The 12,237-nt window shown below is 60.1% G+C and carries 11 protein-coding genes; 4 read left to right on the forward strand and 7 right to left on the reverse strand.

What is annotated here, in order from left to right:
* Positions 1-426: 426 nt before the first annotated feature.
* On the reverse strand, positions 427-861 hold the full coding sequence (locus AC1DX3_RS19315; RefSeq protein WP_476990967.1) for a phasin family protein: 435 nt from the start codon (positions 859-861) through the stop codon (positions 427-429).
* Between the two features lie 424 nt (positions 862-1,285).
* Between AC1DX3_RS19315 and AC1DX3_RS19320 the strand changes: the two genes are divergently transcribed.
* Complete coding sequence (locus AC1DX3_RS19320; protein WP_476990968.1) at positions 1,286-2,809, forward strand: SPOR domain-containing protein; 1,524 nt, start codon at positions 1,286-1,288, stop codon at positions 2,807-2,809.
* Between the two features lie 130 nt (positions 2,810-2,939).
* On the opposite strand, the gene AC1DX3_RS19325 is transcribed toward AC1DX3_RS19320, so the two are convergent.
* The 3 genes from AC1DX3_RS19325 to AC1DX3_RS19335 form a co-directional block, all read right to left on the reverse strand.
* Positions 2,940-3,401 (reverse strand): J domain-containing protein, encoded by a 462-nt coding sequence (locus AC1DX3_RS19325; RefSeq protein ID WP_476990969.1) that lies wholly within the window; start codon positions 3,399-3,401, stop codon positions 2,940-2,942.
* The gene (locus AC1DX3_RS19330) at positions 3,401-4,243 is read right to left on the reverse strand and encodes a division plane positioning ATPase MipZ (protein WP_476990970.1); all 843 of its coding nucleotides are present in this window, start codon (positions 4,241-4,243) and stop codon (positions 3,401-3,403) included. Before AC1DX3_RS19330 ends, AC1DX3_RS19325 begins: the two co-directional genes overlap by 1 nt.
* Before the next feature lie 86 nt (positions 4,244-4,329).
* On the reverse strand, positions 4,330-4,749 hold the full coding sequence (locus tag AC1DX3_RS19335) for a hypothetical protein (RefSeq protein ID WP_476990971.1): 420 nt from the start codon (positions 4,747-4,749) through the stop codon (positions 4,330-4,332).
* A gap of 205 nt (positions 4,750-4,954) precedes the next feature.
* Between AC1DX3_RS19335 and map the strand changes: the two genes are divergently transcribed.
* Together map and radC are read left to right on the forward strand one after the other, a co-directional pair.
* The gene (gene map, locus AC1DX3_RS19340; RefSeq protein WP_476990972.1) at positions 4,955-5,773 is read left to right on the forward strand and encodes a type I methionyl aminopeptidase; all 819 of its coding nucleotides are present in this window, start codon (positions 4,955-4,957) and stop codon (positions 5,771-5,773) included.
* A 28-nt stretch (positions 5,774-5,801) separates the two neighbouring features.
* Positions 5,802-6,545, forward strand: a complete 744-nt coding sequence (radC, locus tag AC1DX3_RS19345) for a RadC family protein (RefSeq protein ID WP_476990973.1) — start codon at positions 5,802-5,804, stop codon at positions 6,543-6,545.
* Positions 6,546-6,715: 170 nt separating this feature from the next.
* Here radC and galA read toward each other — a convergent pair whose 3' ends face one another.
* From galA to AC1DX3_RS19360, 3 genes are all read right to left on the reverse strand, one after another.
* On the reverse strand, positions 6,716-9,178 hold the full coding sequence (gene galA / locus AC1DX3_RS19350; RefSeq protein WP_476990974.1) for a beta-galactosidase GalA: 2,463 nt from the start codon (positions 9,176-9,178) through the stop codon (positions 6,716-6,718).
* A 102-nt stretch (positions 9,179-9,280) separates the two neighbouring features.
* Positions 9,281-10,561, reverse strand: a complete 1,281-nt coding sequence (locus tag AC1DX3_RS19355) for a peptidoglycan-binding domain-containing protein (RefSeq protein ID WP_476990975.1) — start codon at positions 10,559-10,561, stop codon at positions 9,281-9,283.
* Between the two features lie 98 nt (positions 10,562-10,659).
* Entirely contained in the window at positions 10,660-10,770 is a 111-nt protein-coding gene (locus tag AC1DX3_RS19360) for a lipoprotein (protein WP_476990976.1), read from the reverse strand.
* Between the two features lie 127 nt (positions 10,771-10,897).
* On the opposite strand from AC1DX3_RS19360, the gene purB reads away from it, so the two are divergent.
* A complete protein-coding gene (gene purB / locus AC1DX3_RS19365; RefSeq protein WP_476990977.1) occupies positions 10,898-12,199 on the forward strand; it encodes an adenylosuccinate lyase in 1,302 nt (433 codons plus the stop codon).
* Positions 12,200-12,237 lie beyond the last annotated feature (38 nt).

Raw genomic sequence — 12,237 nt, forward strand, 5'->3', positions numbered from 1 at the left:
CAGGACAGGATGCCCGGCGACTGACCCGGGCGCGTCACCGACGTGCCCTTATCCGCCGCCGTAATGGCGTCCCGCATCAGTTGCGTCGATAAAACCTGTAGCGACAAAGCCAACCTCTTCTTACACAAAATTCCGCGATTTGTGGCGCCGGCTCATCCCGGCCAAGCCACAAGCCCTAGATAAGTCGCCGCCGCAAAATAACAAGATAGCCCAAACCGGCTGGCTGTTAAGGGGTTAAATGCACAAAGCGCGCCGCTATCGATCACAGATTCTGAACGCTGATGTCAAAATGTGACGGTGGTGTGGCATTTGGGGAATTTGTGCCGACGACGAAAAACCCCGGACCTTGTGGCCCGGGGCTGATACTCAAGCTTACTCGATTTGCCGGAGGGCAAATGTGGAGGGCAAATGTTTAGCGGCCAAAACTTAACGGTAGCTTTGGAACTTTTCGACGGCGGCGGTCATGCGCGCGTTGATCGGCTTGAAGGTGTCCTTGAACGAGGCCGACATGGTTTCGGTCATCAGGTTCATTTCGGAGACATAGGCTTCCATCGAAGACTTGGCGTACTTCGATTGCAGCTCGATGACTTCCTGAATGCTCTTGGCGCCGGACAGGGTCTTGGCAGCCGTGACGGCTTCTTCCCAGTTCTTCTTCGAGAAGGCCAGGGCCTGAGCGCCGACGGTTTCCGCGCCCTTGGTGGCGGCGGTCAGCGATTCGACGACGGCTTCGACATTGCCCTTGGAAAGGGTGTTGACTTCATTCAGGGCGCCGAGCGTCTTTTCAACGCCGTCCTTGAAGGCTTGGTTGCCAGCGATCGTGAACTTTTCGACGTTGGCTTTGAGTGTTTCAGCGGCTTCCATGGGAATGCTCCTTAGATAGGGTTTGGTGGGCTGCTCGGATTCGGGGGTCGATAGTCGATACACAAACACCGGACGTTGTGCCCGCTTGACTGTCCATATAACGCGGTTGCAGCATTCAGTCAAGCATTATTGTGCACTGCACAAAACGTTAACGCAATCGTGAGGAGACAATTCCCCTCAGGTGGGAGATTTTTAGTCGGCGCAATGGTTTAGTGGTTGTCTGTTATGGCGGGTTCGGACGAATGGGCGCGATATGGTGGGTGGTCGGTCACAAACAAGTGTCCTTAAGGCTTGCTTAAGGAAATTTCACGACAGACTATACGATCCGGGTTATGTTGACCGGGCTCTCACAATAAGAACACATTGCTTTCTTATTCTGAGAATCCCGGCGGCGTTTTGTAACAGAGTATGAGGAACAGCTTTGATGCGTGTGATCGGGCGGGTTAGCCAGCAGTACCGCGGACTTATATTGGGGGGATGCGCCGCTGTATCGGCCCTCCTGATGGGTGCAGCACCCATGACTTCGGCGCAGGACCTCAGCAACAATCCCAAATACTCGGCCATCGTCGTGGACGCCCAGTCGGGCGAAGTCCTGTACGCCGCCCGTGCCGACTCGGCGCGCTATCCGGCGTCGCTGACCAAGATCATGACCATGTACATGGTCTTCGACGCTCTGGCCCGCGGCCAGATCAAGCCTTCCGACCAGATCACCATTTCGTCGCGCGCCGCCAGCCAGGCGCCGGTCAAGGTCTATCTCAAGGCCGGCGATACGATCGACGTCGATACCGCCATGCGTTTGGCCGCCATGTATTCCGCCAACGATATGGCCGTCGCCCTGGCCGAAAAGGTCGGCGGCACGGAAGAACGTTTCACCGCGCTCATGACCATCAAGGCCCAGGAGTTGGGCATGACCCAGACGCGATTCGTCAACGCCAACGGTTTGCCCGATGCGCGGCAATTGTCGTCGGCGCGCGACCTGGCCATCCTGGCGCGGGCCGTTCTGCGCGACTATCCGCAATATTACAGCTATTTCGACCTCGACAGCGTCACCTTCCGCGGCCGCACCTATTATAATCACAACCCGCTGCACGGTATGCCGGGCGTCGACGGCATGAAAACGGGCTATACCAATGCCGCCGGTCAGAATCTTGTGGCGTCGCAGGTCAAGGGCAATCACCGTCTGATCGCCGTCATGTTGGGCGCCGCCGACAAGCAGCAGCGCCGCGAGCATGTGACCGAACTGCTCAATGTCGGTTTCGAAGTCGAAGACCGCCGCGACCATGGCGAGACCATCATGGTGGCGCAGAACGAATTCACCAAGGCGATGATGATGGATCAGCCGGTGGTGCCGAACGGTCCGCAGCCTTATACGGGTGCCGGCGCCCGGCCGTACACGCTTCTGGCGTCTAACGATTCGGGTAACGATTCGCGCGCCAATGCGCCGCTTAGCGACGATCAGCTGCGCGATGCGCTCGAAGGCAGTGAAGAAGCCAATGCGACGGACGTCGATGTCCAGCAAGCCAGCGCCACGGTGCGGGCGCCGGACGTTGTTGCGACCCTGAGCCGTCCGGCGGCGACGGTTGCCATGGCGCCCCCTGCCCCGGCGCCGGCTAAGGCCCAAGTCAAGACGACGACGCGCAAGACGGTTGTTGTGGCGGCGGCCGCGACCAAGCCGGCCAAGGCCGGCAAGGCGAAGAAGAACCCCAATGCCGTGTGGGCGATCCAGGTTGGCGCTTTCAAGGACAAGTCTTTGGCGGCCGACTGGGTCAAGAACATGCAGCGCAAGTTCGACAATGCCCTGGCCGATGCGACATCGCAGGTGACCAAATCGGATGCGGGTTGGTATCGCACGCGCTTTGCATCGCTGACCAAGGAGCAGGCGCAGAAGGCTTGCTCGCAGATCAGTGCGAAGCGTTTGGATTGTATGGTGGTGAAGCCGGACGCTTAAACTTATGGGGTTTGGGGCTGTGCCCCCACAAAACCTTGCCTCTTCTAACAAAATAGCCCGGGCCTTTGGCCTGGGCTATTTTGTTAGATAGAGAAAAGTCTTGGGGCCGCAGGCCCCAAACCCCGTAAATTTAAGTGCGCCGCTTCAACAGCACATCCCTCGCCGCGTTCAACGCCTTGGCCCGCGCGTCCGAACCGCCCTGATCCGGATGCGCCGCCTTCATCAATGCCTTCCACGCCGCCTTGACCGCCTTCTTGTCGGCGCCGACCGCCAGGCCCAAGGTCTTGTAAGCGGCAATTTCGTCCGCCGAATAGGCCGCCACTTCGGGCGCCGGCCGCGGGCCATTCCCGAAAGCCGCCTTGAAACGCACGCTACCGCCCAGGATCAACGCCACCAGCAAGGCCGCCAGACCCGGCCATATCTCGCCGCGCACCAACATGGTCACGCCCAGGATCATCATCGCCGTGGCAAACAAACCGCGCACGACGCGAAACTGCTGGATCCACGGTCCGGGCTTGAAACGGCCGAGTCGCGTCTGCCGCCCGACATAGACGAGCAACAGGAAGACCGCTATGCCCCCGATCAGCCACATCAGGCGTCCGCCGCCTCTATGTCGAACGCCGGCAAGACCGCGTCGCCAAGATCGAGCGATTTCATCAGGGCCAGCAATTCCTGCCGCGCCGAAATGTGCGCCAGCGATATCGACACCGGCCGCACCTCGGCCGACAAATCTCCGACCGTCAGGCCGAACGGAAACAGCTCGCGATAAATCACCCGATCGCGCAGACCCGGCAAAACCCGGAAGCCGACGCGCTTTCCCAAGGCCAGAACGCGCTCGTCGACCCGCTTGCGATTACGCGCCTCATGCGCCGCCAACCGGTTGCGCAGGACGATCCAGTCGATCGACTTGCCGTCCCAGGCGGCGCGCTGCTTGCGCGAATTCCATACCGTCTCGGCATAGATCGACGGCCGCTTGACGTCGAGCGTGACCGGATCGACCTCACCCAACAAATCGAAATCGATAAAACTGTCATTCATCGGCGTCACGATGACGTGGGCGGCGGCATGGGCGCGCCGCGACAGCACGTGATCGCCGCCCGGCGTGTCGATCAGGATATAGTCGGCGTGATCGATGCCGTCATTGAGCGCCCGGTCGAAGGCCGCCTTCGCCCTCGCCTCGGGCGCTTCCAACAAGGCCGCAGGCTTGTCGGCGAGATGCGGCTCGAAAGCGTGCGGCAGGATCTTTTCGTTGGCCGCGGCCCATTGCCGGCGATTGGAAAAGAAACGCGCCAGAGATCTTTGCCGCAGGTCGAGATCGATAAAGGCGACCCGCTTGCCCTGATGCAAGAGGTGCACAGCCGCATGCATGGCGACGGTGGACTTGCCCGCCCCGCCCTTTTCATTGCCGAAAACCAGAATACGCGCAGCCGACACCCGGCAACTCCATCATAACAGACGCACGACTCATGTGCCTGTTGCACTTAAGCTCTATCGCCCCTCTCTGCCAGAGGAGGCGCCGGTCAGGTCACATATTTCGAGATATCGGCCTCTTTTTTATGGGCATAAATCTTCACCCTGGCGCCAGGTTGCGGCCAGGTGTCGGGTGTGCCGCCGCGCCGGGTCGAGCCATGGTGCCAGGTCTTGTCGACCGGCGACAGATAATTGTAATTCAGCGTCGTCCTCGCCATCACCGTATAACCGGCCCTGGCCTGGCCGGGCTGCACGGCCAGCTCGGCAATATTGCACGGCACTTCGATCGTTGTGTGCGTCACCTTGTCGGCGACCTTGTCATGACCTTTTTGCAAATAGCACAGCGTCGATGTCGAGGTGATAACACCCGCTACGGATGTATAATTAGCGCCCAGATCGACATATGACCACCCTGCCACGCCACAGCATATGAGCAAGGCCGCCAATATTCCGTACAATCCATAGCGCATAACGCCTCCTGACCTCTACTCAGCCTTAATACTCAAAGGTTGCAAAACGCTTTATTGCGTCCTAAAATTCGTAAAATGGATGAGAAAAACCACTTTGCCGGGTTTTCGGCCGGCCGAGCCGCTGGCTGTCCCCGTAATGGCGTCCCGTGCAGGATTTGCGATACGAGACTGGATATTGCCGGGGCCGAGGTCTATATTGAGCGCCATGACAACAGATTCCGATTATATGCTTCGCTCCGAGACCATTCGTATCCATACGGACGAAGATTTCGAAGGCATGCGCAAGGCCGGGCGCGTCGCCGCCGATTGCCTCGACATGCTGATCCCCTATGTCGTGCCGGGCGTGAAGACGTCCTATCTCGACGATCTGGCGCGCGAATTCATCTTCGACCACGGCGGTTTGCCGGCCTGCGTCTTCTACAAGGGCTATCAGCACACGGTCTGTATTTCGCCGAACCACGTCGTTTGCCACGGTATTCCGTCGGACAAGGCGCTACGCGAAGGCGATATCGCCAATATCGACGTCACCTGCATTATCGACGGCTGGCATGGCGACACCTCGCGGATGTACGAGGTCGGTGAGGTCGCGCCGCGCGCCAAGCGTTTGATCGACGTCACCTACGAAGCCGAACGCCTGGGCCTGGAGCAAATCAAGCCCGGCAATACGTTTGGTGATATTGCAGCGGCCATCCAGAAATATGCCGAAGGCCAGCGCTGCACCGTGGTGCGCGATTTCTGCGGTCACGGTCTGGGTCGCGTCTTCCACGACAATCCCAATGTCCTGCACTTCGGCAAGCCTAAAACCGGCCCGGTCCTGCAAAAGGGCATGTTCTTCACGGTCGAGCCGATGATCAATCTCGGTAAGCCCGATGTGAAGGTGCTGAACGACGGCTGGACCGCCGTGACGCGCGACAAGACCCTGACCGCGCAATGCGAGCATAGCTGCGGCGTAACCGACGACGGCGTGGAGATTTTCACGGCCTCGCGCACCGGCCAGTTCCGGCCGCTGCCGGTTCTGGCCTGAGGCCAGCACCGTGGGGGCGGATGACGGGATGGACGAGGTTTCCGCTGCTTTCGCCGTGATGGCGGAGGCGGCCATGCCGAACCACGGTGGCCACCGCGACCGCCTGCGTGACCGGGCGCGCCAGGGCGGGGTATCGGCCCTGCCCGACTATGAATTGCTCGAACTGTTCCTGTTTCGCTCGATCCCGATGCGTGACGTCAAACCGCTGGCCAAGGCGCTGCTGGAACGGTTCAAGTCATTGCCGGCGGTATTATCGGCGCCGCTGGAGGACATGATGCAGGTCAGCGTCCTCGACAACAAGGGCAAGAAACTCAGTGTCAGCAAGGATGTGGCGCTGGATCTGCAATTGATGTTCGAAGCGACGCGGCGGGCGGTTGCGGCGCCGTTGAAACGCAGCACGGTGATCTCAAGCTGGTCGGCCTTGTTGTCCTATCTTCAGGTCACATTGGCGCATGAACCGCGCGAGCAGTTTCGCTGTCTGTTCCTTGACAAAAAGAACCAGTTGATCGCCGATGAGATCATGGGCCGCGGCACAGTCGATCACGCGCCGGCCTATCCGCGCGAGATCATGCGCCGGGCTCTGGAGCTATCATCCAGCGCGGTTATTTTGGTGCACAATCATCCTTCCGGCGATCCGTCCCCCAGCGCCGGCGATATCGACATGACCAAGCAAATCATCGATGCCGGCAAGCCTTTGAAGATTACCATCCACGATCACCTGATCGTTGGGCGTGAGGGCGTCACCAGCATGAAGCAGATCGGCGCGATTTAGAACGCAACGATCTCTGTTCCCCCGTTCGCCCCCGCGCCCGTAAAGAGGCATTATATTACCCCACCAAAACACGCCTCCCTCCCATTCGGAGCGCCGGTTTTCGTTGAAATTGCCCCAAACTACACCGAATTGCGGAATAGCCATTGCCGCCAGCAATTTCCCGCCGCCGATCAGGCCGTCGCCTGGCGCATAACCGACGGTGACGATGCAATCGGAATGTCCAGAGTCGCCGTTTTCAGACCCTCGGCCTTTGCCGTCAGGGTTATCTTGCCTGAACTTGCCGGGGCCTGAACGATGACCTGGGCCAGGCCATGGAACAAGGCGCGCGTATTACCCTTTTCGGCCGAAATGTCGGTCGGATTGCCATTACCCAGCCCGATGATCGGTGCGTTGCCGCCAAAGATTACCTGATGATCGGCGCCTGGAATGACCCTCCCCTTGGCATCGACCGCCATGACGGTGATCGGCATGGCGTCGCGGCCGTCGCCGGCCAAGGCGGTGCGGTCGGGGACCAGCTTCAACGCCACGGCCGGGCCGGTGGTTTCATTGCGCGTTTTGATGACCACCTTGCCGGCGTTGGATCCGCGCACCTCGATAAAGCCAGGCGCATATGGCACGGTCCAATAGTTCATCTCCAGGCGGTCGCCCTTTTGCTTGCCGGCGGAACGACCGTTGACGAACAGCTCGACCTCCTCGCAATTGGTACAGGCCATGACGCGCACGCTCTCGCCAGACGGCCAGTTCCAGTGCGGCACTAGGCCCAGCACCGGCTTGTCGTCGATCCATTGGGCGCGGTGGATATGGAAGGCGGCCTTCTCAAACCCGCACAGGTCCATGATACCGAAATAGGAGCTGTTCGACGGCCAGGTAAAGGGCGTGGGCTCCCCGTGATAATCGAAACCGGTCCACACGAACTGGCCGGCGACGAAGGGACGTTCGACGACGGCCTTCCAGGCGGCGCGTTGGGTTTCGCCCCATGGTGCGGCCTCGTCGTCATAGGACGCCATGATGTGCTTGTCCTTGTCGGACTTGTACTCGCCACGCGTCATGAAGGCCGAGGTATCTTCCGAGGAGAACATCGGAATGTCGGGATGGGCGGCGTGGAAGCTGTCGTAATGGTCCTGCTGGTAATTGATGCCGACAACGTCGACGGCGTAGGCGACACTGAGCGGGGCTTCGAGGCCGTTGTTCATGGCGGCAGTTACCGGCCGCGTCGTGTCGAGCGATTTGACCACCGCGCTCATGCGGCGGACCATTTCATAGCCCTGCTCGGTCGCCTGCATGGGTTCTTCGTTGAAGACCGACCACAGATAGATGGACGGATGGTTGCGGTCGCGGCGAACCAGCCATGCCAGCTGCTCGAGATAGTCCGGCGAGGCGTTGAAATTGCGGTTCTCGGCCATGACCAGAAAGCCGTGACGGTCGCAGGCGTCCATCAGGACCTTGTTCTGGGCATTGTGCGAGAAGCGGATGGCGTTGCAGCCTGTTTCTTTCAGGCGGCGCAGGCGAAATTCGATAAGGCCGTCGGGCACGGCCGTGCCGACGCCGGCATGGTCCTGATGCAGGCAGACGCCTTTGATTTTCACAGGTTTGTCGTTGAGGAAAAAGCCGAGATTGGCGTCGAAACGGGTCGTGCGGAAGCCGCAGGTGGTGGCGACCGTATCGAGTGGCAGGTAAGTGGGCGCCTGAGCGGCGTCGGCAGGGGACGAAGAAAATACTAAGGTTGTGGTAACGTCGTAGAGATTAGGCTCAGTCGGGCTCCAAAACTCGACGCCGAATTGCCACGGCATATTCATGTACGCGATGGTCGTGCCCAAAGCTGGCACGGTAATGTCCTGATAGACAGTTGGCGCCATTCCAGCCAACGGACCACGCCAGATGCTCGTCAGCACCCGAATCTTTGCCTCTTCCTTCCCGGCATTGTAAACCGTCACCTCAATCGGGACCGACCATTCAGTGCCGGTTTTGACCGGATGGGCGAAAACACCGTCAGTGACGATATGAACCGGGTTGCGCTTAACGATCCAGGCGTCGCGATAGATGCCGGCGCCTTCGTACCACCATCCCTCCATGGCGGTGGCGTCGACGCGAACGACCAGAATATTCTTGTCGTCATAGGTGACATAGGGCGTCAGGTCGATATAGGCCGACGAATAGCCACTCCAGTTCCGTTCGACCAGGGTGCCGTTGAACCAGACAGTGGCAAAGGTGGCGACGCCGTCGAGCTGAAGTTCGATATGTTTGCCGTGGTCGGACGCGTCGAAATTCAGGTGATTGCGATACCAGGCGACGCCGCGGCGGCGATAGCCCTGGTCGACATTGGCCGTCTCTTCGATCGGCTGGAAGCTGGCGAAATCGTGCGGCAGGGTGATTTGTGTCCAGGCACTATCGTCGTAGCTGGTGCTGGCGGCGCCGAGGGCGTGGCCGGCCTTGGCGGCATTATAGGCGTCGTCATGGCCGATCAGCACCGGCATGGGAATGTCGCCGTCGTGGAAGCGCCAGCCTTTGTCCAGCAACAGGGTTTCGCGCGGTGACGGCGGTGGTGGGGGCGGCACCGTCAGGGCACGCGCGCTGCCGGTCATGGCGATAACACCGGTGGCCGCGGCCCCCATGAACAATTGACGGCGATTCATCTGCGTGCTCCCGAATGTGATTGATCAGGAGTTAGACATAGGAACGGCGCGTTTTGAAGTGCAAAACGCGCCGCCAGCCCCCTAATTGTACGATTTATTAATTTATAGAGAAATGCCCAAGGCATGGACCGCCTCGACCGAGACCTGGCCTTGAGGTAGGCCGCGGTCGGCTTCGAACTTCTGCATCGCGGACACGGTTTGCGTCCCCAATTGGCCGTCGGCCGGACCGGGATTATAGCCACGCTTGGCCAGGGCACGCTGGATCTCGGCGATCTTGGCCGGCGAGGTGTTCTTGGCGCACAGGACCTGACGCCACACCGGCTGCGGGTCGCCGACCAGGCGCGACTTGGCGACGTCCTGATAAACGGCCGGCACGGTGAACTCTTCCGTATGGGCCGGGGTCACGATTTCGCGGACCTTTTGTTTGCGGTAGACGGCCGGAATGACGACGTCTTCGACATGTTCGGGAGCGTCGACGACGACACGGCGCTCCTGGCGCATGACAGCCGGCACGTCGATGCGGCGCAACGAGGCCGGCGACACCTCGACCTGGGCGCGGCGCTCTTCATATTGCGCCGGGACGATTTTCAGGCAGTAGACCGGCTGGGCGCTGCCTTGCTGCAGGTATTCGGCCGTTTCGTCGGAGGTCTCCACGACGACGGGGGTCTTGCCCGGCCAGGTCAGCGAACCGTCGGCGCGGTAACGCACCGGCTCATGATCGATCGGCGTCACAAGGGCGGCGCCCGTCGGAATGCCTGCGGTCTTCACCCATTCCTGATGCTCGGGCGCGACCATGACATGTTCGACACGCGTCTCGTAGCGCGCCGGGATGGTTTCTTCGCGGACCGTGGCCGGTGTGACGACGACGCTGACCATTTCGGTATGGGATACGGCCGGAATGGTCTTGTGTACCACGTGCTCGGGCGCCACCATGACGTCCTTTTCGACCATTTGGGCGACTTCGGGGACGGTGCGGGTTTCGGTGCGAGCGTCGGCGACCATGACGTGATCGGTGAAGTTTTCGAATTTCGGCGCGATTAACAAGCGGGCATAACACTGACCGGGCGTGGCGATCTTACGCAAATCTTCCGGCACCTGTTTCCAGTCGGCCGAATCCGGGCCGTCTTCCGGACAGGCGATGACGGTGGTCGTATTAACGTCCGGCAGGTCGCTTTCGGTCACATGGCCGTTGCCGTGATAGCCGTCCGTTGTGCCGGTCGCGACAACCTCGACCGTGCTCGTCGCCGTCTCTCGCGATTCGGACTGGAAGGTGCTGCTGATCGGCTTGACCACCGGCTTGGTGTGATCGTGAGCCTGAGCGGACATGGCCAGGCCGACAAAGGCCAGGACGGTAACACCGGACTTCAAAACAAGCTTACGCACGACGGTACCCTCTGCATCGTAGGAATGGAATCTGGCCAAGAAATTAACGCTTTGTAAACCTTAACGCCAAGCGCTCACACCCACAAAGCGTAAATTAACTATTTGTGATGGCCATTCTCCGCCAGTCTGCCGATGTCGCCGCCCCCATACCATCCGGCACATCCCGAGAGGCTCAAGAGCACAACAAGCGCGAGTAAAATGCGTTTCATGACGGTATCTCCTTGTGGGTAGAGGATCGGCGCGGTCTCTGCCAGTGTCAACCCGATTGGTAATCAGGTCTTGACATGCGGGTCGGATTTACCGATGCACACGCGCATATAAACATTAGGTATGGTCATGATTACCCGTTACGCCCGCAAGGAAGCCGCCGCCATCTGGGATGCGGCGATGAAATACAAGATCTGGTTCGAGATCGAGGCCCACGCCGCCACCAAAATGGCCGAGCTTGGCGTCATTCCGATGGAGGCCGCCGAGACCCTGTGGGCCAAGGGCAAGGATGCCCAGTTCGACGCCGACCGCATTGACGAGATCGAGCGCACCGTCAAGCACGACGTCATCGCCTTTTTGACCCACGTTTCGGAAATCGTCGGGCCGGAAGCCCGCTTCCTGCACCAGGGCATGACGTCGTCGGACGTGCTCGACACTTGTTTTGCCGTGCAGTTGCAACGTGCGTCGGACCTTTTGATCGACGATGTCGACCTGGTGCTGGCGGCGTTGAAGAAGCGCGCATTGGAACACAAGTTTACCCCGAGCGTCGGCCGCAGCCACGGCATCCACGCCGAGCCGGTGACCTTCGGGCTGAAACTGGCCGGCTATTATGCCGAATTCACCCGCGCCCGTAAGCGATTGGTGACGGCACGCGAGGAGATTTCGACCTGCGCCATTTCAGGCGCCGTCGGCACCTTCGCCAATGTCTCGCCCGAAGTCGAAGTCTATGTCGCCGACAAGATGGGTTTGGCGATCGAGCCGGTCTCGACCCAGGTCATTCCGCGCGACCGTCACGCCGCCTTCTTTGCGGCCCTGGGTGTGGTGGCGTCGAGCGTCGAACGCCTGGCCACCGAAATCCGCCATTTGCAGCGTACCGAAGTGCTCGAGGTCGAGGAGTTTTTCTCGGCCGGACAAAAGGGCTCGTCGGCCATGCCGCACAAGCGCAATCCGGTGCTGACGGAAAACCTGACCGGTCTGGCGCGGCTGGTGCGCTCCGCCGTCGTGCCGGCCATGGAAGACGTCGCCCTGTGGCACGAGCGCGATATTTCGCACAGCTCGGTCGAGCGCGGGATTGCGCCGGACGCCTGTGTCCATTTGGATTTCGCCCTGCGCCGTTTGGCCGGTGTCGTCGATAACCTGCTGATCTATCCGGAAAACATGCAAAAAAATCTGGATCGCCTGGGTGGTCTGGTGCACAGCCAGCGCGTCATGCTGGCCATGACTCAAAAAGGCATGTCGCGCGAGGACAGCTATTCGGCCGTGCAACGCAACGCCATGAAGGTATGGCGCGGCGAAGGCAATTTCCTCGATTTCCTGAGTGCGGATGAGGATGTGTCGAAGTTTTTCACGCGCGAGCAGTTGGAGCCGTTCTTCAATCTCGATTATCACACCAAGCACGTCGATACGATTTTCGCGCGCGTGTTTGGGTAGAAGAAACTTATCCACAGATTACGCAGATTTCGCAGATT

This window comes from Asticcacaulis sp. P2_B1 (assembly GCF_056404915.1).

Bases quoted from the DNA above. Each gene is read 5' to 3' on its own strand.
- AC1DX3_RS19360 (WP_476990976.1), bottom strand. From the start codon at position 10,770: ATGAAACGCATTTTACTCGCGCTTGTTGTGCTCTTGAGCCTCTCGGGA.
- purB (WP_476990977.1), top strand. From the start codon at position 10,898: ATGATTACCCGTTACGCCCGCAAGGAAGCCGCCGCCATCTGGGATGCG.
- map (WP_476990972.1), top strand. From the start codon at position 4,955: ATGACAACAGATTCCGATTATATGCTTCGCTCCGAGACCATTCGTATC.
- AC1DX3_RS19335 (WP_476990971.1), bottom strand. From the start codon at position 4,749: ATGCGCTATGGATTGTACGGAATATTGGCGGCCTTGCTCATATGCTGT.
- radC (WP_476990973.1), top strand. From the start codon at position 5,802: ATGGACGAGGTTTCCGCTGCTTTCGCCGTGATGGCGGAGGCGGCCATG.
- AC1DX3_RS19320 (WP_476990968.1), top strand. From the start codon at position 1,286: ATGCGTGTGATCGGGCGGGTTAGCCAGCAGTACCGCGGACTTATATTG.
- galA (WP_476990974.1), bottom strand. From the start codon at position 9,178: ATGAATCGCCGTCAATTGTTCATGGGGGCCGCGGCCACCGGTGTTATC.
- AC1DX3_RS19315 (WP_476990967.1), bottom strand. From the start codon at position 861: ATGGAAGCCGCTGAAACACTCAAAGCCAACGTCGAAAAGTTCACGATC.
- AC1DX3_RS19325 (WP_476990969.1), bottom strand. From the start codon at position 3,401: ATGTGGCTGATCGGGGGCATAGCGGTCTTCCTGTTGCTCGTCTATGTC.